We start from the raw sequence: 18,761 nt of genomic DNA, 5'->3' as shown, positions 1-18,761 counted from the left end.
GCATGCGCCCGGCCACGCTCGCCGAGCTGCGGGACGCGGTCCGCGAGGGCCCGCCCCGCCTGCTGATCGCCGGAGCGGGTACGGCGGCCGAGTGGGGCGGCGCGCCGTCCCCCGCCGACGCCGTCCTGGACGTCACCGGGCTGAACGACGTGCTGGCGTACCAGCCGTCGGATCTGACCGTCACGGTCCAGGCCGGTCTGCCGCTCACCGCGCTCCAGGAGACTCTCGCGGCCAAGGGACAGCGGGTGGCGCTCGACGCGGGCCGGACCGCCCACGGCGCCACGATCGGCGGGCTGCTCGCCACCGGCGACGCCGGACCGTCACGGCACGCCTACGGCACACTGCGCGACTGCGTCATCGGGGTCACCGTCGTCCTCGGCGACGGGACCGTCGCACGCTCGGGCGGACGCGTCATCAAGAACGTCGCCGGGTACGACCTGGCCAAGCTGTTCCACGGCTCGCTGGGCACGCTCGGCGTGGTCGCCGAAGTGACCCTGCGGCTGCACCCGTTGGCCGAGGCGTCGTGCACCGTCGCCGCCCACTGCACCCCGGAGCGGAGCCTGGGGCCGGCGGACCGGTTGGTGCGGGACGGTCTGGAGCCGGTGGCGCTGGAGTGGTACGACGGCCGTCTGCTGGCCCGCTTCGAGGGCACCTCGGCGGGTGCGGCCCGGCGGGCCCGTGCCACGGGTTTCGAGGAGGCCGACCCCTCGGTCTGGGACGAGGTGGCGCGGGTGTCGCTGGGTGACCCCGGTGACACGGTGTTCCGGATCGGCGCGCTGCCCGGCCTGTGGCCCTGGGTGGCCGAGCGCGTGGGGACGGCGGCCGGCTCGGCGCCCGTTCTCAGCGGCGGTCTCGGGACGGGTGTGCACACCGTACGGCTGCCGGACGTCACGGCCGCCGCGTTCGGCCGGCTTCGGGAGGACATCGCCGGCCGGGGCGGCAGCACGGTCGTCCTGCGCCGTGGGATCGACGTGCCGGCGTGGGGCCCGCCGCCGGCATCCGTGGCTGTGATGCGGGCCGTCAAGCAGCGGTTCGATCCGTCGGACCGATTCGGTGCCGGAAGGTTCACCCCATGGTTCTGAACTCGTTCGACGAGACGAATCCACCTCGCCGGGAGTTGCTGGACGACTGCGTCCACTGCGGCTTCTGCCTGCCCACGTGCCCCACCTATCTGCTGGACGGGAAGGAGATGGACTCGCCCCGCGGCCGCATCCACCTGATGGATCTGGCCGACCGCGGCGAGGTGCCCCTGGACGCCACGTTCGCCCGGCACATCGACGGGTGCCTCGGCTGCATGGCCTGTGTCACCGCGTGCCCGTCCGGGGTCAAGTACGACCGGCTGCTGGAGGCGACCCGGCCACAGGTCGAGCGGAACGTGCCGCGCGCGCCCGCGGACGCCCTCTTCCGCCGGCTGATCTTCAGCCTGTTCCCCTACCCGAACCGGCTGCGCGCTGCCACCGTGTTCGGGCTGCTCTACCAGCGCACCGGCCTTCAGCGCCTCCTCAGCCGGCTGCTCCCGCCCCGGCTGCGCGCGCTCGACGGTCTGTTGCCGCCCGTGCGCCTGCGCGCCCTGTTCTCCCGCACCCCGGGCTTCGTCCCCGCGCGGACCGAACGACGGCTGCGGGTCGCGCTGTTGGCCGGATGCGCGCAGCGGGTCTACTTCGGTCATGTCAACGCGGCGACCGTACGGGTGCTGTCCGCCGAGGGCTGCGATGTCGTCGTCCCGCCCGGCCAGCCGTGCTGCGGCGCGCTGAGCATGCACGCGGGCCTGGACTCCGACGCGGCGCGCCGGGCCCGCGCGACGATCGACGCCCTCGGCGACCTGGACGTGGACGCGATCGTGGTCAATGTCGCCGGCTGCGGGTCCACGCTCAAGGAGTACGGCGAGCTGCTGCGCGACGATCCCGACTATGCCGAGCAGGCCGAGGTGTTCGCGTCGAAGGTCCGCGACGTGAGCGAACTGCTCGCCTCACTCACGCCGGTGGCCCCACGCCATCCGCTGCCGACCCGGGTGGCCTACCACGACGCCTGCCACCTGGCCAACGCCCAGCGAATCACGGCCGAGCCCCGGCAGCTCCTCTCTACCATCCCCTCTCTGACTCTGGTCGACGTCGCCGAGCCGGAGATCTGCTGCGGCTCCGCCGGCATCTACAACCTGGTGCAGCCGGAGCCCGCCGAGCGGCTCGGCCGACGCAAGGCGGAGAACCTCCTCTCCGGCCGGCCCGACGTGATCGCCACCGGCAACGCGGGCTGTCTGCTGCAGATCAGCCGTCACACGGGTGACGCCGATGTCCCCGTCGTCCATCCGGTCGAACTCCTCGACGCCTCCTTGCGCGGCGACACGTCGATCCTGCGGACCGCCCGCAGGACGCAGCCCTGACCGTCCGCTCCCCGGTCTACTTCATTCCTGTGGTGGCGATGCCCTTGACGAGGTAGTGCCGGCCGACGAGGAAGACCACGAAGACCATCAGACGGGCACCTCCTCAGACTTGTGCCGACTGCTGGCACCTGGTGGCGGGGAGCGATCGAGAACCGCCGCTCATGAGGGCGGCCTCCCCGTCCTCCAAGGCCTTCAGCCCGGCATCCTGATCCTCAAGGCCGGGGACGCAGACGGTCTCGCCCAGGCGCAGACTCGCCATGCCGGGCCGAGGCCACGTCCTCCGGGGACATCGCCGAGGGAACGCCGTGTCCGAGACCGCCGTTCCATTCCGTGGCCACGCTGCCAGGGCACACGACCCCCGCGCGCACCGCGGAGTCCGCGAGCTCGCCTGCCGGAGCGCGGGTGAAAGGCGACGGTGTCGGCCTTTGCGGCCGCGTAGAGGGTGCGGCGCGGCAGCTGAGCGTTCCGGCCCCGGCTGATCGCCAGCAGCTACGCCACGGTGACGACGGCGCCCTCGCCGGCGGCGAGCATGCCGGGCAGGGCGGCGCGGGCACGTTGGATCGGGGCGACGGCGTTGAGGGTGGGCAGACGGTCCACCTCGTCCGAGGCCACGTCCGTGAGCAGGGCGTAGCCACCGACCCCCGCGTTGCTGATCAGCAACCGGACGGCTCCGGCGGCCAGGCGGCCGGTCACCCTGGCGAGCTCGTCGTGTGAGCAGAGGTCGACCTTGGACCCGTCCGGTATAAACCGCGGCGGCCTGCTGCTGACACCGGGCGCGCTGGGCTCGGGCGCTGTGCGGGGTGTCTCCGGGCAGCTCTACCTCGGGCTCGACCAGAAGCTGGCCGACTCGCCCGACTACGCGTGGAACATGGCCCACCGTCTCGGCCTGTCGCTGGTGGCCTTCGGTACCCGGCGCCGCACGCTGAGCCTGTCCATACTGTGGCAGATGGCGATCCCGATCGGCCTCGGCCCTGGCGCTGGCCACAGCGGTCGGGCTGACCCTGGGCGCGGTGGGCGATGGAGCGAGTCGTGATGATTCTCCGCAACGCTGCCCCGCCGCTGGACCGGCACTGCTCACGTCCTGGGCCGTCCCTGCCGCTTCAGCGTCCCGTCCCCACAGGTTTGGCGAAACCCATGGAGAACGCCCCGTCAGCCCGCGACGACCTCGCGCAACCGCCTGCAGGTCGTGAGATAGGCCTCGGCGAGAGCGGTCGTCCCGCCCGGTTCTCCCTGGGTCGCCCACTCGTCGAACGTCGCACGCAGGGTGATGCTCATGGTCTCGAGCAGGAGACGGGCCCGAGGGTCCACCACGGTTTCACCGGCCGCCTCAGCCACCGTCTGGAGGAACCGCTCACACTGTTCGGCCTCCCACCGCAGCGCCGCGCTGCGGAACGCATCGTCTCGTATCAACAGACGGCGTACCCGCACCATGCGTCCCACGACGTCCGGCCGGCTCGATCCGAGTTCACCCAGCACGTCAGCCACGGCCGCCTCGACGTCTTTCAGGGTCGACGTGCCCGCCACTTGTCCGTCGAGGCGTGCGGTGAGCATCGCTTCGAAGACGCGGCTCGGCCCCAGCGCCGCGTCCTCCTTGGTCGGGAAGTAGCGGTAGAAGGTGCGCTGCGACATGCGTACCTCCGCAGCGATGTCCTCGACCTTCGTGCTCTCGAAACCGTGTTTCTCGAACAGGCTGAGCGTGGCGTCCACGATCTCGGCCTCTGTGGCAAGCCGCATGCGCTCGCGGAGTGCTGGCTTGTCAGTCACGAACAGGACGTTAGCAGTGCCGGTCCGGCGGCGAGGCAGCGTTGCGGAGACTCAGCACGACTCGCGCCATCGCCCAGCACATGACGGCCATCGGGGGTACCGAGGTGCCCGACTCAGCGGAGCGACATCGAACCAAGGACACCGCGGGGGCGCTTCGGGCTGATGCGGTGTTCGGCGCCGAACGTGCCACAGCGTTCGCGGACGGCGATGTCGTCGCGAACATGCGCGGCTCGTCGACGCCGACTCGTTGGCGGCGATGCGTCGGCGGCGATGCGTTCGAGCAGCAGGATGAGAACGTGGAAATCGCGTCACCCGTGGGCGGTCGAGGCCAAGCGCCTCGGCCGACTCTCGGCCGTCACCAGGATCAACATGACACCGACCGTAGGGCAAGGCATCTGGGGGGGGCAGACCGCTCGGCGCGAGGCCTCAGGAGTTCGCCCTCCCCGGCTCCCGCGCCTCCTCGGCGGGCCGGGACGCCGCCACCGTCAGCAGAGCGAACGCCACAGCGAAACCGAGCATGGTGAACACGCCCTTGGGCCAGAAGATGTGGCTGTCGACGAACGACCAGCAGGCTGCGAACAGGACCACGGCACCCGGCAGTACCCGCGCGCCGTGCCGCCGCCAGAGCACCGCACAGGTGGCCAGCGAGGCCACGGCCAGCCCGTACACCCCGGTCCGGCCCAATGCGTCGCCCGTGGCGAACAGCCGTCCGGCCACCCCGTGGACACCGTGGTCCACGACGGTGCCGGCGGATATGCCGGCCACGGCGTCGAGGCCGGAGTAGTAAGCGGCAAAGCAGAGACATCCGGCCCAGGAGCACATCGTCAAGGCGCCCTCCGCGTCGCGACGCGGTCGGCCCCACACGGGGACCACCAAGCCGAGGACAAGGAGGGGAAAGACGGGCAGCAAGACGATGTGCAGCCCGGCCCAGTGCCCTGCCGTCGCCGCCGTCAGATGCCGGGGGTGCACCACGCCGGCGGCCGCCAGCAGCAGCGGAGCGGCGGTCACCAGGGCCGTCACTCGAACAGTGTGGAAGGATCGCATCCGGTCACGCTAGGCGGCACCCCGATGCTGCGCCGCGCCCGCGCGCGACGCGTAAGACACCCGTAAGACGCGCGCCCTGGGTCCGGACGAGGAACGTCACTCATCCGTCGCCCGGCGGCGGCGCCCGAATGCCCGCACAGCCAGGACGAGCGCGGTCACCGTGGCCACAACCATCAGTGCGATCAACCAGTTGCGTGGGTAGTCCAGCGGCAGGACCGACGAGTTGGCCGTCCGCCCGGGCCGGAGCAGCACGGGCAGCGCCACCACCGTCAACGCTCCCCCGACCAGCAGGGCGCCCCGGACCGGCCCGCGCACCCCATCGCGCACCAGCAGCAGCCCGGCCAGCAGCACTATGGGTGCGATCACCACGTCGTGCAGGACGACTGCCCCGCCCAGCCACACCAGCACATCTGTCAGGTCTCGAACGTCCAACAGCAGGGACACCCCGACGCACATCAGCACCACACCGGCCGCCCCGGCCGTCACACGCACCGCCTTCACACCAGCACCTCCAGCCGGCCGACCCACTTGGTCTGCAGCACGCCCGGCCTGTTGGGAGCGATCAGGCGCACCGGGTAGCCGTGGTCGGGATCGAGTTCCTCTCCGTTCAGGCGCAGAGCCAGCAGGGTCAGCGGGTCACGGGCGTGCTCATGCCCCAGCTCGGACACCCGGTAGCCGCCCCTCAGCTGCAACGACACCACGCGTACCCGCGCATGCGCCGGCGCCCCCGCCCGCTCCAGCAGATCCACGACCCGTACGCCGGTCCAGTACGCCGACTTGCTCCAGCCCTCCACGCAGGCGATCGGCAGCTCTGCCTCATGCTGGGGCAGACCACGCAGGTCCTTCAGGGCCAGACTGTACGGCCGCGGCCCGGCCACTGTCAGGCGGTACTCCTCGGCGGCGATCCGGCCGACCCCGGCCGCAGCGGCGGTCCGGTTGACGGGCAGCCCATGCGGGCCCCGGTCCGGGTGCCGGGGTGCGAACAGGAGGAAGTCCTTCAGCGGAGTGAACGACTGGCCCACAGTGGTGAGCGTTACGGCCCCGACGGCCGCGCCCACCGCCGCCAACAGCGAGCGACGGTCAGGGCCGTCCTGCGCGGGAAGGACGAGCGTCCCGGGCGACCGACGGGTCCAATGCGCCTTGATCTCAGGCATCTTGACCGCGATGTGCAGCACCAGCGCCCCGACGACCAGCCACGCCACCGCGTAGTGCACGGGCACGAAGGAGAACGGCCACGGGTACCACTGGGCGGTGTTCAGCAGCCCGGTTGCCAGCTCGAACACGGCACCGGCCACCAGCACCGCGACCGAGAGCCGCTCCAGAGCATGCTTGACCGACCGCACCGGCGGCCACTCGAACAACCGCGGGTACACGGTCCACAGCTTCGCCAGCAGCAGCGGGATCGCCGCGATACCGGAAGCAACGTGCAGGCCTTGAGTGAGCCGGTAACCCCAAGTCGGGCGGCTCGGGATGTGATCGGCCAACCAGCCCGGTGGATGTTGCATGAAGTGGCTGACCAGCCCAGTGACGAAGCACACGGCGAACGCCGGGCCCAGCCAGCGGCCGATCGAGGTCGCCGTACGGGCATCATGCAGTCCGCCCTTGAACACCGGTGGAGAGACACTGAGTTTCATGCCTTCATCCCACTCGGCGCCCGGCCGCAACGGAACATTTGAACTCTTACGGAACACAGACGCCGCTACGCGGAGCACGCGATTGCTCGCGAACGGATGATGACCCCCCACGTACTGTTCCCGCGAGGACTACTCCGCCGGACGAGGCACGGCACTCGGCTCGCTGCCCCAGTGGGAGCGGCAGGCTGTTCCAACCTCTCTCCGATCAGCCCCAGATGGCGGAGTTCAACGCAGCACAGTCAGCACCAAGTCAGCACAGGAGTCAGCACGGCGGCGCCGAAACACATCGAATGACGCAACCCGGACACCGCCGCATCTGCTGCTGATCAAGCCCTCAGTACGGCCCTCGAAGCACCGACATGGGGGAGACACGCACACCCGGCCCCCGAACTTTGCAGGCCCACCACATGTGCCTCTGACCTGCGGATTCCTGCCGTGTGCGAACCCCCACCCGTCCCCACCCCACACCAGGAAGTGGCGCACATGGCCTCCAAACCCACCGCTCCCCCACCCCCCGCCAGCCCTACCGCAACTACCCGCGCCAGTACGGACAGCCGGGCATGGAGGAGAAGCTACGGGAGCGCTCGTTCACTCGGATGTTCATCCCGGCCCATGTTCTCCGTTGCTTCCTTCCTGGACACGGGACTCGGTGGGGCAGCCGAGGCTGCGACGTCGAAGATTGCTGAACCGTGCGATGGTGCCCTTTCGATGCAGGTCAGAGCGTACCCTCGTCTGCCGCAGCTAACTTTCCTGTGCCGGATGGGTACGAGAACGAACGGAAGATGACGGCGCTTCCATTGGTACTCACGGAGCTGGACAGGGCACCGCGTGAAGTGTGGCGAGCGCCGCTGAGCCTCCGCCAACTTGAAGTACCAGGTCAAAGCGCTGGTGTGACCGGCCTCCGGGGTGCTCACGCTGTAGGGGGCGCATGCTTGAGGAGTAGATCCTCTGTTGGGCCAGTCCGCGCGATGAGGTACGCAGTTCGGTTGGGTGTGTCCTTTTCCTTGCAGCAGCAGCGGGATCGCCGCGTTGCCCCGAACTTGCCGTCCCAGCCGTTGCCTTGCATGTCACGAAGCCCGCGAGCGTGTCTTTCTGCACGCTCAACGGTCATGCCATGGGTACGCGTACGCGGGTGAGGAGCGGCTGTGACTCAACGGTTCGCGGCGACGAGGGGGCGGGTGGTGGCTGGCGTGTCTGTCTTACATACGGTGCCGTCGGCGGGGAGGGTGCCGTGGATGAGGGCGGTGTCAACTGCGCTGTCGATGCACGAGTTGGTGCCGTAGGAGCCGTGTCCGACTCCTTCACGCGTGAGCAGGACCGCAGAGTCCAGGGTTCGGGTCATGTTCTCGGCCCAGTGGTGGGGGGTGACGGGGTCCAGCCGGCCTGCCACCACCAGTGCCGGCGGCGTACCGGCGCCCGTGAGCGGCTTGGTGACGCGGTCCTTGTTCGGCGCGGGCCACCGAGCGCAGTTCAGGGCGGAGTAGGCGGCTCGGGTTCCGATCCGCTTGGCCTCGGTCACAGCTTTGGTGGCTGCGGCTTTGTGCGCGGCGACGCCGGCCGGGGTCTGCCAGTCGGCGCAGCGAACCGCGGTGTGGGCTTCGAACATCGCGGTGGGGACAGGGAAGGGGGATACCGTGACGCTGCTCCACAGGGTGTGCAGGGGCGCGCCGTTGCCGTCTTGCGCGGCCAGCAGCGCCGAGGTCAGCAACGGCCAGGCGTTCTGGTCGCCGGCCAGGGCTCGGGTGGCCTCGAGGGCCATGGCGCCGTCGAGTTCACCGCCCGGGGTGACGCCCTTGGCGGGTGCGATCTTCAGCGGTTTCGCTTCCAGTGTGGCGATCAGTGTGTCGAACGCTTCCTGCGGGTCTCCCGCGCCGAACGGGCACACTGCGACCCCTTCCTTGCGGCAGGTCTCGAACCAGGCGTTGAGTGTCCGTTCGCTTGCCACGGCGACGTCGTTCTGGAAGGGGAGGGAGTTGCCGAACCACAGGTTGGTGTCGACGGGCGCGTCGAGCACCATCTGGCGGACGCGGTGAGGGAACAGGGTGGCGTACATCGGTCCGACCACGGTGCCGTAGGACAGGCCGTAGTACGTGATCTTGTCCTCGCCGAGCGCGGAGCGGACCTGGTCGATGTCGCGGGCCACGTTGTCGGTGGACAGGCTGGCCAGGAACTTCTTGCTCTGGTGTTTGACGCAGCCGTCGGTGAACACGGCGGCATCGGCCAGCAGCCGCGGCAGGGGTTTGCCCCCGGGGACGGCCGGGTCGAACGCGGTGCCGGCGGCGTCGGCTCGCTGCTTGTCGGTCAGGCAGCGAACGGCGTGCGATCCGCCGACGCCGCGTGGGTCCATCGCGATGATGTCGAATCTGGCGAGCACCGTAGGCGAGAAGGCGCCCGGAGTGCCTGCTGTCTTGGGCAGATTACGCAGTGTCTCGGTGGCGGGAACCCCGGGTCCGCCCGGGTTGAAGATCAGGCTGCCGATGCGCTGGTCGGGATCAGTGGCCCGGTGCCGCATGACCGCGAGCGGGATCTGCGCGCCGTCAGGCTCGGTGTACTCCTGCGGCACCTTGATCGTGGCGCATTCGAGGTTCTTCCCGCACGTGCTCCAGGCGGGCGGATCCAGGGACGGGACGGAGGCCGATGCGCCCGCCGCGGATATGCCGCGCGCCCCCGAGGTGCCGGGCGAACACCCGGTCAGGGCCATGAGGGCTGCGGCGAACGCCACCCCGTACCGGGCGGCGGGCCTTGACCTCGGCTGGATCATGATGATCTTCCTTTCGTCGGACTCGTGTCATTCGATGCGACCGGGCCGTGCCGGTCGCGCAAGAAGCCAGCCGAAGAGGGCTGACGTGGTCGTGCCTCCTCGCTTCGAGGGGTGTCAGTGACCGGCCGCGTCGAGCAGAGAGGAGTACCGCAGGCGGAGCGCGCGCTCCATCCTCGCCAGAACGGCCCCGCACCCCAGTGCGAGGTTCAGCCAGATCGGCAGGTGTATCGGCGACTCGAACGATCCGACCCGATGCGCGACGGGAGGAATGTGAGAGACCGGTTCAGCGAGCTGCAACAGGTTCAGGCCCACACCGATGACAAGCAGCAACACCGATCCGATGCTGATCGCCCGGCGGCGTGCACGCGGGCGTGCCCGCCGACGCCGAGAAGCCGTAGCCAGAACAGGGAGTGCAGGGGGGAGCCGCCACCAGCGGAACCGCTGCAGTTCCCTGCCGTCTCCTGAGGCGCTTCGATGGCGCCCACTGCTTCCAGGCCATGCTCCGCCCCTCCTGCGGACATCAGCCGCGGCATCACTAGTACAGCGTGTTAGAAGAACGCTAGCACACCGTACCAGTACAGCGTGCTAGTACAGTGGGCTGGGAGAAGTGAGGGAGAGCGGAGCATGGAAACACGCGAGAAGATCCTCCAGGCCGCTGCGGAGATGATCGCCGAGGACATGACCGCGAAGCTGAGCGTGCGCGCGGTCGCCGCGCGTGCGGGAGTGAGCACTGGCTCGCTGAGGTTCCACTTCCCCACCCAGCGCGCCCTGCTGGACAGCTTGCTGGCGCGGATCTACGAGGACCTGCTGCCCGGCGACCCGATCCGGGACCGGACACTGCCGCCCCGCGAACGGCTGCTGAACTGTCTACGGCAGGTTCTCGCACCGCTCGGCACCAACGAGGACGCGCGGACCGCATGGGGCACGATCTATCTGACCTTCATCGAACCCGAGCCGACCGAACAGGTACGCGCCGCGTACCTCGCCCATGAGCGGGAGGCGGAGCGTCTGGTCGAGCACTGGCTGGCCGTGCTCGCCGAGGAAGGCGCACTGCCCCCGGGAGACCACACCCGCAAGGTCAGGTTCCTTCTCACCGTCCTCAACGGACTCTCGGTCGAACGCGCCCTGCCCACCCGCGAATCCGTCCTCGTCGCCGAGATCGAGACCCTCAACGCCGCCGTCGACCACGTCCTCTCCACTGGCCCCGCACCACCCGCCGGGCCGACTGGACCGTGAACCGCCCCCCCTCTGCACCGGTTCCACCCGACGGTTAGGGGCGCGAGAGCACAGCGAATCAGCGAGTCCACCGCCAACGCCTGTACTAGTACTCCAGTTGCAGTTCGCTCGCTGTCGGCAGCTCCTGCCTCGTCCTGCTCGGGTACGCCCTCACGTCGCTCCGCGGCTTCGACTGACGTACGACGCCCCTCCCTGGATCTCGCCGGCAGGACAGGGGGCGTCGCTCCGCACCTGCCCCAGGAAGACTGAGCTTGTCGTCGGCGTCCTCCCCGTCGCCGCCCCTTGGTCTGACGTCTCCCGGGGGCCCGTGCCAGGTCCGCCCCCGCTCAGGCCAGCAGGACATCCTCGCCCGCTGTCACGGGGACGACCTGCTCGGCCGACGGCGCCTTGGCCTTCACCGGCGTACCGAAGTCCGACAGCGTCAACGTCGTCATGGCCTTCACACCGCCGAAGCAGGACAGCCGGACCCGGACGGCGCGCCCCTTCCCGTCGACCCACACATCCGCGTAGACGGGCATGTCGTCGCCCAGCTTCTCGCGCAGGTCGTTCAGCCCTCGCTTCGTCTCCGCCGTCATCCGGAGCGTCGCGGTGGCGTGGTCGATCGTGCCCCTGTAGTGCACCGCAGGGGCGCCGTTCACCTTCTCCTTGCCCTCGTTCGACACCTGCCGCATCGCCTTCACCTGGCGCAGCAGATGCTCGGGGTCGTTCAGCGGCGCCCGCAGGAAGTAGCGGGTCAGTGCCTCGCTCCGGACGGCCGAGGCCCACTTGTCCTCGCCCACCGCCCGCGAGCCGCGCACATAGACGGTGTCGCCGACGAAGACCTCCTCGACGGGGTCCATGCCGCTGTCCTCGAACTCCACCGTGAGCCGGCCCTTGTCACCAGCCAGGTCGAAGGCCCCGGCGATGGCGAACACGTACGTCGTGGGGCTGTCGGCGGACCTCAGCTCGATCTTCTCGTCCACGCGGGCGCTGTCCGCGCTCGTCCTCTCGATCGCGGCGCGCACGGCCGCCCCGTGATCCACAGCCTTCTCCGCACTCTCCCTCGAGTCACCGTCCGCAGCACTGGAACAGGCGGTGCACAGCAGAAGGACAGCAGCGGATACAAGACGGGCGCGGTGCATGACTCTCCGAGAATCGCAACTGCGGCAGGGTGAAGCCCGACAGGGCCTGTAGATCTTCGCACGAAACCGGTGACAGGGCCCGAGAGTTTCGAGACCACACCGGCGGCCGCCCGGCAGCTCCACTCCGCGGGAAACACCGGGACCGGAACAGCCACAGGTGGGAGTGTCAGGCCGGGAGTGGCTCGATGCGTGCCGGGACGTGTTTGTGCCAGGGGGTGCCGGCGATGGGGTCGCGCCAGTGCAGGTCGGTGAGGGTGTTGAGGGCGACGCCGGTGCGCTCGGTGCCGCCGTCCCCGGTGGGCAGGTCGAGGCCGAATCCGTTGGGCAGGGCGGCGTGACCGGCTTGCATGCGGTCGTCGATCTCCACGGTGGCCTCGGCTGTTCCTCGCGCCGTGGTGATCCGGGCGGGGGCACCGTCGGTGAGGCCCAAGCGCTCGGCGTCATGCGGGCTGATCCGCAGGGTGCCGTGCGGGTCCCGTTTGCGCCAGGTGGTGTCGCGGAAGATGGTGTTCGCGGTGAAGGCGCGGCGCTGTCCGGCGGCCAGGACGATGGGGAACTCGGGCGTGGTGTGGTGAGCCGGGGTGCTGTCCAAAGCGGTGACGAGGTCGAGCAGTTCGGGGATGGGCAGGGGGATGCGGTGGCCGGGGTGGGGTACGTAGTTCCAGGCGTCGGCGTGCTCGTCCTGGGTGAAGGTGACGCCGGAGCGCTGGGTGAGCATGGCGTCGAAGAGCGCGTCGGCGTCGGTGTGACCGGCGCGGCGCATGGCGGCGGGGTAGCTTGCGGCGATGCGCTGGGCGAGGGCCCAGAGCACTGAGGCGGAGCGGGCGCTGCCTGGCAGGGTCGGCCCCAGGGTCTCGTAGAGCAGGTAGGGCGCCATCCCGAGGAGTTTCTTGTCGAGGGCGGCGAGGGCGGCGAAGGCCAGTTTGAAGGGAGTGCGGCCGAGGCGGGCCGCGGTACGCAGCACCGTCAGCGGGACGCGCGGGGCGCCGCCGAGTTCCCGGATGAGGCGGGCGTGGATCTCGGGTTCGGGCAGCGTGCCGGGCAGCGGGTCGAGGAGCGGGGCTCGCAGGTGGAAGGTGTTGCGGGGGAACTCGACGGAGAAGAAGGTGGCTTCCCACTTCTCGAACTGGGAGGCGGCCGGCAGGACGTAGTCGGCTTGGCGGCCGGTCTCGGTCAGCGCGATGTCGATGACGACGATCAGGTCGAGGGCGGCCAGTGCCTTGCTGAAGGCGGCGGAGTCGGCCAGTGAGTGGGCCGGGTTGGACGACTCGATGATCATCGCCCGGAAGCGGTCGGGATGGTCGGTGAGGATCTCCTCGGCGATGACGTTGCACGGCACCAGGCCGCCTGGCATGCGTGCACCGGTGACCGGTGTGCGGCGCGGGTTCGTGTCGTAGTGGGCGAGCGGGACGACCCAGGAGTGCGGGTGCATCGCGCCGGGCTTCGCGAAGTTCCCGGTCAGCAGCCAGATCAGCTTGTTGAGATAGGAGACGAGCGTGCTGTTGGGGCCCTGCTGGACGCCCAGGTCCTCGTACGTCGACACGCTGGAGGCCGCGGCGATCCGTCGCGCGGTGCTGCGCAGCAGTTCTTCCTCCAGCCCGGAGACCTCGGCGCACCGGGCGATGTCGATGGTCCTCAGGTGGTCGAGGACCGTGTCGGCGCCGGTGGTGCGGGCTGCGAGGAAGGTGTGGTCGAGGAGGTCTTCCTGGAGGAGCGGTCTTCTTCCCCGAGAGCGACCGGTTCGTCGGGACCCTGCTCTCCTTCGCCACCCTCGCCGTCGGCTTCGTCATGCGCCCGCTCGGAGGGGCGATCGGCGGCTACTTCGCCGACAAGGTCGGCCGCAAGCCCGTCCTCGTCACGGCGATGCTCGTCATGGGAGCCGCCACCTTCCTCATCGGCGCGCTGCCGACCTATGAACAGGTCGGAGTGCTCGCACCGATCCTGCTCGTCGCCCTCCGTATGCTTCAGGGCCTTGCGTTCGGTGCCGAATCGGGCGGTGCGATCACCATGGCCTACGAGCACGCGCCCTGGCACCGCCGCGGCATGTTCGCCGCGATCCCCCAGTCCGGCAACCCTCTGGGCATTGCTCTGGCCAGCGGCGTGTTCGCGTGGAGTGACACCCTCGGCGGCAGCTGGCAGTGGAGGACCCCCTTCCTGCTCAGCGCCGTCCTGGTGATCGTCGCGCTGATCGTACGTTCCCGTCTCTCGGAGTCCCCCGAGTTCGAGGCGGCCCAGGCCGGCGGCAAGACCGAGAAGAACCCGCTCCTCGCGACCCTGGCCGGCGATTGGCGCGCCATCCTGCGCGTCATCGCCTTGCGCGTCGTGGAATCCTTCGCCTACTACTCCACCGCCACCTATCTGCTCAACTACATCACCGAACGCCACCCCGACCTCCGGCCCCTGGCCCTCGGCGCGATCACCGCCGCCAGCGTCCTCGCCATCGCGGTCACCTTCCTCGCCGGCGCCCTCACCGACCGCATCGGACGCCGCCCCGTCTACATAGCGGGCTGTACGGCGGCGATCCTCTTCGCCTTCCCGATGTATCTGCTCACCAACTCCGCCCAACCCGCCCTGGTGGTGACGGTGTTCATCATCGGCATCGGTCTCATCCACGCATCGCTCACGGGGACCCAGGGCTCTCTGCTCACCGAGCAGTTCCGCACCGCCACTCGCACCTCGGGCGCTTCGCTCGGCTACCAGATCGCCGCGGCTGTCGGCGGCTTCGCGCCGCTGCTCGCCGCCGCCCTGGTAGGCGCCTTCGGTTGGCCGGGCGCGGCGCTGCTCTATCTCGGCGCGGCCCTCATCGGCCTCGTCGGCATCCTGGCAACCAAGGAGACCTGGGGCCGCCATGAGCGGGAGCGCGTGCTCCGCCTCGTTGCAGAAGCCAGGTCCGGTCCGGCGGACCGATGCCTGCGGCAGGTGAGCCCCGGGCAGTGATCCGCAAGCACACGGCCAGGAAGGCGGCGTAGTCGTCCTGTCCGGGCAGCACGGCCGAGATCGGCGACATACTCGGGCCCTTCCAACGGATCTCACCGGAGCCGGCGGGGCCGCCCGTACTGCCGAATGAGCCGAATGATCTGAACCCATGCCGGGAATCAGGCCGCGACGAGCTCCTGCTCGCGGTCCGGCGTCTTGACCTTGGGCTTCTTGTTCGGCAGCGAGAGCCGGAAGACCTTGCGCCAAGCGGAGAACACCTGCTTGGGCAGCGGCCCGGTGACGTACTCCAGCTCGTACTTCTCGAACAGCGCGCGCACCTTCACCGCGACCTCGGCGTACCGGTTGCTCGGCAGGTCCGGGAACAGGTGGTGCTCGATCTGGTGCGACAGGTTGCCGGTCATGAAGTGCATAGCCTTGCTGCCGCTGATGTTCGCCGAGCCCATCATCTGGCGCAGGTACCACTGGCCGCGCGTCTCGCCCTTGATCGACCGGCGTTCGAAGACCTGCACGCCCTCGGGGAAGTGACCGCACATGATCACCGAGTGGGTCCAGAGGTTGCGGACCAGGTTCGCGGTGAACGTGGCGGCGAGCGTGGTGAGGAACGACGGGCCCGACAGCAGCGGGTGGACCACGTAGTCCTTCAGCACCTGCTTGCGGATCTTGCGGCCCACGTCCTTGGCACGCGCGCGGAACTCCGGGTTGTTGCGGCGGCGCTTGTGCAGGTTCTTGCCGAGTTCCAGGTCGTACGCCGCGATGCCGTACTCGAAGAAGCAGGCGTTGATGAAGTTCCACAGCGGCTGGCCGAGGTGGAACGGGTGCCACTTCTGGTCCTCGTCGACGCGCATGATGCCGTAGCCGAGGTCGTTGTCCTTGCCGATCACGTTGGTGTACGTGTGGTGCAGCTCGTTGTGGGAGTGCTTCCACTGGTCGGCCGGCGAGACGTGATCCCATTCCCAGGTGGTGGAGTGGATCTTCGGGTCCCGCATCCAGTCCCACTGGCCGTGCAGGATGTTGTGGCCGATCTCCATGTTGTCCATGATCTTCGCCACGGACAGACCGGCGGTGCCGAGGATCCACGCGGGCGGGAAGAACGAGAACAGCAGCACGCCCCGGCTGACCAGTTCGAGCTTGCGCTGCGCCGAGATGACCTTGCGGATGTAGGCGGCGTCCTTCTCGCCGCGGTCCGCGATCACCTCGTCGCGGATCGCGTCCAGCTCGCGGCCGAGCTCCTCGATCTGCTCCGCGGTCAGGTGGGCGGTGGGGTCGATGGCGGTCAAGGTGTTCCTACCGTTCGATGTCGCAGGGGCCCGCCGCGGCGGACACGCAGGTCTGGATGAGGACGCCCGGCCCGGCCTCGGTGATCTCGCCGGTGCGCAGGTCGCGGACGGCGCCCGCCTTCAGCGGAGTGACGCAGCCGAAGCAGATGCCCATGCGGCAGCCGGACGGCATGAGCACGCCGGCCTCCTCGCCGACGTCCAGCAACGGCGTGGCGCCGTCCGCGTCGACGGTCTTGCCGGTGGTGCTGAACGTGACCTCGCCACCGTCGCCGGCGGCGACGACGGTGGGGCGGAAGCGTTCAGTGTGCAGACGCTCCGGGACGCCGTGCTCGCTCCAGTGCTTCTCGGCGGCGTCGAGCAGGCCCGCGGGCCCGCAGGCCCAGGTCTCGCGCTCGGCCCAGTCGGGCACGAGTTCGTCGAGACGGGCGATGTCGAGCATGCCGTCCGTGTCGGTGTGCAGCTCGGTGAGACGCAGCTTCTTGTCCGCGACCAGGTCGTGCAGATCGTCACGGAAGATCACGTCGTGCGGCTGTGGCGCGGAGTGGACCATGACGGCGTCGTCGAACTCGGTGTCGCGCAGCATGCCCATCACGGGCGTGATGCCGCTGCCGGCCGTCAGGTACAGCACCTTGGCGGGCTTGGCCTTCGGCAGCACGAAGTCACCGGTCGCCTGGTCGAGCTGGATCAGCGTGCCCGGTTTCGCCCTGCGGACCAGGTGGTTGCTGACCTTGCCGTCCGGGATCGCCTTCACGGTGATCGTGACGCGGCCGTCCTGGCGGTCTGTCGGCGAGGTGAGCGAGTAGGCACGCCACAGGCGCACGCCGTCGACGTCGACCCCGATCCGCACGTACTGCCCGGCCGTGTGGCCGCGCCAGCCCCGTCCCGGCCTGATCACGATGGTCGCGGCGTCACGTGTCTCGGGGTGCACGGCCTCGATGCGCCCCCGCAGGTCCGCGCCCGCGCGCAGCGGGCTGACCAGGTCGAGGTAGTCCGACGGCAGCAGCGGCGTCGTGACCATCTCCAGTAGTTTCCACGCCCTGCTGCGGAGGGCTGCACTCGTCATGGCTCCAGCTTGATGCGCCTCAGGGCGTAAAGTCCTGTCCGTAAGACGTGAATCTGGTCGGCTGAATTGTTCGCAGGGAACAAAATATGAGCCATGTAATCCGGAGGGCCACCGAGCTGGCCCTGGATGAGACGACGGTCACCGCGCTGCGGGCCGCACTGAAGACCACCGCCGACGAGGTCGTCCAGGCGATCATCGACGAGGTCCCTCCCTACGCCAACGCCCTGTCGGGCCGCATGGGCGGCACCATCCGCCGAGCCGTCCGCACCGCCCTGGGGCACTACCTGGACGTGGCGAGCGGGAACGCCACGGGCGGCGACGCCGGTGACGCGGCTTACGAGCTGGGCCGTGGCGAGGTGCGTGACGGCCGTTCGATGGACGCACTGCTCAGCGCCTACCGCGTCGGTGCCCGCGTGGCCTGGCGAGGCCTGGCCGCGGGTGCCGTACCCGCGGGTCTGCCCGCCGCCGAGGTCGCCAAGTTCGCCGAGCTGACCTTCGCCTACATCGACGAGCTCTCCGCCGCGAGCGCCGCGGGCCACGCCGACGAGCTGGCCGCCCGGGGCCGGGTTCATGAGCGCCACCTGGAACAGCTGGCCCGCGACCTCCTCACCGGCGCGAGCCCGGACGTGCTGCTGGCCTCTGTTCAACGGGCCGGATGGCAGCCTCCGGTTTCGCTGACCGCGGTCCTGCTGCCCGCCGCCCAGGCCCGGCCCGCCCATCGTGTGCTCGATCCGAGCACCCTCGTCCTCGACGATCTGCCGGACGCCCTGGGCGTGCTGCTCGTCCCCGATGCCGACCGATCACATCTGCTGAGGCAGCTGGCCGACCGCACCGCCGTGGTCGGCCCGGCCCGGCCATGGACGCGTGCGTCCGCCTCCTACGAACGAGCCGTACGCGCGCGCTCCCTCTCCTCCGATATCCGCGACACCGAGGACCACCTGCCCGAGCTGGTGCTGAGCGCCGACGCGGACGCGTATGCGGACCTGCGTGCCCGAGCCCTCGCACCGTTGCGGGCCCTGCCCGACGCGACCGCGCGTCGGCTGGAGGAGACGTTGCGGGCGTGGCTGCTGCACCAGGGCAGGCGGGAGGAGGTGGCGGCGGCGCTGTTCGTCCATCCCCAGACCGTCCGGTACCGGATGTCGCAGCTGCGGGAGCTGTTTCCGGACCTCGCGTCGCCGCACCGGGTCCTCGAACTGACGCTGGCGGTCGGTCTTCGGGACGGCTGACGCGTTCTTCGACCGTCCACGACCGCGTCCCCGAGCGGTCCAGGAATCGTGGTGCGAGGAGCTGGTCCAGCCTCCTCGATCCCAGCACCGGCTGACGTCGTCACGGAACCGTCGCGCCGCCACCGGGCCCGACCGACTGACCTACGGCCGGGCTCAGGAGACTGCCCCTCGGGTACCCATCTGCTGCCTTTTATTGCACACTACTTGCAATAACATATGGGGGGCAGGAGAGGTGGGCGATGGGTTCTCCGGTCGTGCTCGGCATCGAGTCGTCCTGCGACGAGACGGGTGCGGGCCTGGTCCGAGACGGGCGGCTGC

Annotated in this window: 17 protein-coding genes; 6 read left to right on the top strand and 11 right to left on the bottom strand. The window is 69.7% G+C overall.

Annotated elements, in window-relative coordinates; all coding sequences use genetic code 11:
• The first annotated feature begins 2 nt into the window (after positions 1 to 2).
• Positions 3 to 1,082 carry an FAD-binding oxidoreductase gene (locus ACIBK5_RS39925; RefSeq protein WP_399027791.1) on the top strand — a complete coding sequence of 360 codons (1,080 nt, stop codon included), beginning with the start codon at positions 3 to 5 and terminating at the stop codon, positions 1,080 to 1,082.
• Entirely contained in the window at positions 1,073 to 2,380 is a 1,308-nt protein-coding gene (locus ACIBK5_RS39920; protein ID WP_399027789.1) for a (Fe-S)-binding protein, read from the top strand. Before ACIBK5_RS39925 ends, ACIBK5_RS39920 begins: the two co-directional genes overlap by 10 nt.
• A 489-nt stretch (positions 2,381 to 2,869) precedes the next feature.
• Here ACIBK5_RS39920 and ACIBK5_RS39915 read toward each other — a convergent pair whose 3' ends face one another.
• Positions 2,870 to 3,073 (bottom strand): SDR family NAD(P)-dependent oxidoreductase, encoded by a 204-nt coding sequence (locus ACIBK5_RS39915; RefSeq protein WP_399027787.1) that lies wholly within the window; start codon positions 3,071 to 3,073, stop codon positions 2,870 to 2,872.
• 34 nt (positions 3,074 to 3,107) lie between these two features.
• Between ACIBK5_RS39915 and ACIBK5_RS39910 the strand changes: the two genes are divergently transcribed.
• Positions 3,108 to 3,413, top strand: a complete 306-nt coding sequence (locus tag ACIBK5_RS39910) for a hypothetical protein (protein WP_399027786.1) — start codon at positions 3,108 to 3,110, stop codon at positions 3,411 to 3,413.
• Positions 3,414 to 3,529: 116 nt separating this feature from the next.
• On the opposite strand, the gene ACIBK5_RS39905 is transcribed toward ACIBK5_RS39910, so the two are convergent.
• From ACIBK5_RS39905 to ACIBK5_RS39880, 6 genes are all read right to left on the bottom strand, one after another.
• The gene (locus ACIBK5_RS39905) at positions 3,530 to 4,087 is read right to left on the bottom strand and encodes a TetR/AcrR family transcriptional regulator (protein WP_399027784.1); all 558 of its coding nucleotides are present in this window, start codon (positions 4,085 to 4,087) and stop codon (positions 3,530 to 3,532) included.
• Positions 4,088 to 4,570: 483 nt separating this feature from the next.
• Positions 4,571 to 5,164: a hypothetical protein gene (locus ACIBK5_RS39900; protein ID WP_399027782.1), complete on the bottom strand. Its 594-nt coding sequence runs from the start codon at positions 5,162 to 5,164 to the stop codon at positions 4,571 to 4,573.
• A gap of 120 nt (positions 5,165 to 5,284) precedes the next feature.
• Complete coding sequence (locus ACIBK5_RS39895) at positions 5,285 to 5,644, bottom strand: hypothetical protein (protein ID WP_399027960.1); 360 nt, start codon at positions 5,642 to 5,644, stop codon at positions 5,285 to 5,287.
• A 41-nt stretch (positions 5,645 to 5,685) separates the two neighbouring features.
• Positions 5,686 to 6,822, bottom strand: coding sequence for a molybdopterin-dependent oxidoreductase (locus ACIBK5_RS39890; RefSeq protein ID WP_399027781.1), 1,137 nt, complete (start codon positions 6,820 to 6,822; stop codon positions 5,686 to 5,688).
• Between the two features lie 1,150 nt (positions 6,823 to 7,972).
• Positions 7,973 to 9,583 (bottom strand): alpha/beta hydrolase, encoded by a 1,611-nt coding sequence (locus ACIBK5_RS39885; RefSeq protein ID WP_399027779.1) that lies wholly within the window; start codon positions 9,581 to 9,583, stop codon positions 7,973 to 7,975.
• Between the two features lie 114 nt (positions 9,584 to 9,697).
• Positions 9,698 to 9,916 carry a hypothetical protein gene (locus ACIBK5_RS39880; protein ID WP_399027777.1) on the bottom strand — a complete coding sequence of 73 codons (219 nt, stop codon included), beginning with the start codon at positions 9,914 to 9,916 and terminating at the stop codon, positions 9,698 to 9,700.
• Between the two features lie 291 nt (positions 9,917 to 10,207).
• On the opposite strand from ACIBK5_RS39880, the gene ACIBK5_RS39875 reads away from it, so the two are divergent.
• Positions 10,208 to 10,819, top strand: coding sequence for a TetR/AcrR family transcriptional regulator (locus tag ACIBK5_RS39875; RefSeq protein ID WP_399027776.1), 612 nt, complete (start codon positions 10,208 to 10,210; stop codon positions 10,817 to 10,819).
• Between the two features lie 326 nt (positions 10,820 to 11,145).
• Here ACIBK5_RS39875 and ACIBK5_RS39870 read toward each other — a convergent pair whose 3' ends face one another.
• Both ACIBK5_RS39870 and ACIBK5_RS39865 read right to left on the bottom strand, forming a co-directional pair.
• A complete protein-coding gene (locus tag ACIBK5_RS39870) occupies positions 11,146 to 11,841 on the bottom strand; it encodes an LppX_LprAFG lipoprotein (protein ID WP_399027774.1) in 696 nt (231 codons plus the stop codon).
• Positions 11,842 to 12,106: 265 nt separating this feature from the next.
• Positions 12,107 to 13,483, bottom strand: a complete 1,377-nt coding sequence (locus tag ACIBK5_RS39865) for a molybdopterin dinucleotide binding domain-containing protein (protein WP_399027772.1) — start codon at positions 13,481 to 13,483, stop codon at positions 12,107 to 12,109.
• 131 nt (positions 13,484 to 13,614) lie between these two features.
• Between ACIBK5_RS39865 and ACIBK5_RS39860 the strand changes: the two genes are divergently transcribed.
• Complete coding sequence (locus ACIBK5_RS39860) at positions 13,615 to 14,877, top strand: MFS transporter (RefSeq protein ID WP_399027958.1); 1,263 nt, start codon at positions 13,615 to 13,617, stop codon at positions 14,875 to 14,877.
• A gap of 158 nt (positions 14,878 to 15,035) precedes the next feature.
• On the opposite strand, the gene ACIBK5_RS39855 is transcribed toward ACIBK5_RS39860, so the two are convergent.
• Together ACIBK5_RS39855 and ACIBK5_RS39850 are read right to left on the bottom strand one after the other, a co-directional pair.
• Positions 15,036 to 16,154 carry a fatty acid desaturase family protein gene (locus tag ACIBK5_RS39855; protein WP_399027770.1) on the bottom strand — a complete coding sequence of 373 codons (1,119 nt, stop codon included), beginning with the start codon at positions 16,152 to 16,154 and terminating at the stop codon, positions 15,036 to 15,038.
• A gap of 7 nt (positions 16,155 to 16,161) precedes the next feature.
• On the bottom strand, positions 16,162 to 17,217 hold the full coding sequence (locus ACIBK5_RS39850) for a ferredoxin reductase (protein WP_399027768.1): 1,056 nt from the start codon (positions 17,215 to 17,217) through the stop codon (positions 16,162 to 16,164).
• 86 nt (positions 17,218 to 17,303) lie between these two features.
• On the opposite strand from ACIBK5_RS39850, the gene ACIBK5_RS39845 reads away from it, so the two are divergent.
• On the top strand, positions 17,304 to 18,443 hold the full coding sequence (locus ACIBK5_RS39845; RefSeq protein ID WP_399027766.1) for a PucR family transcriptional regulator: 1,140 nt from the start codon (positions 17,304 to 17,306) through the stop codon (positions 18,441 to 18,443).
• Positions 18,444 to 18,761 lie beyond the last annotated feature (318 nt).

Source organism: Streptomyces sp. NPDC050546 (assembly GCF_044457425.1).
In the GTDB taxonomy this organism is placed as follows: domain Bacteria; phylum Actinomycetota; class Actinomycetes; order Streptomycetales; family Streptomycetaceae; genus Streptomyces.
The sequence above is the reverse complement of the archived record's forward strand: the minus strand, read 5'-3'. Positions and strand labels throughout refer to the sequence as shown.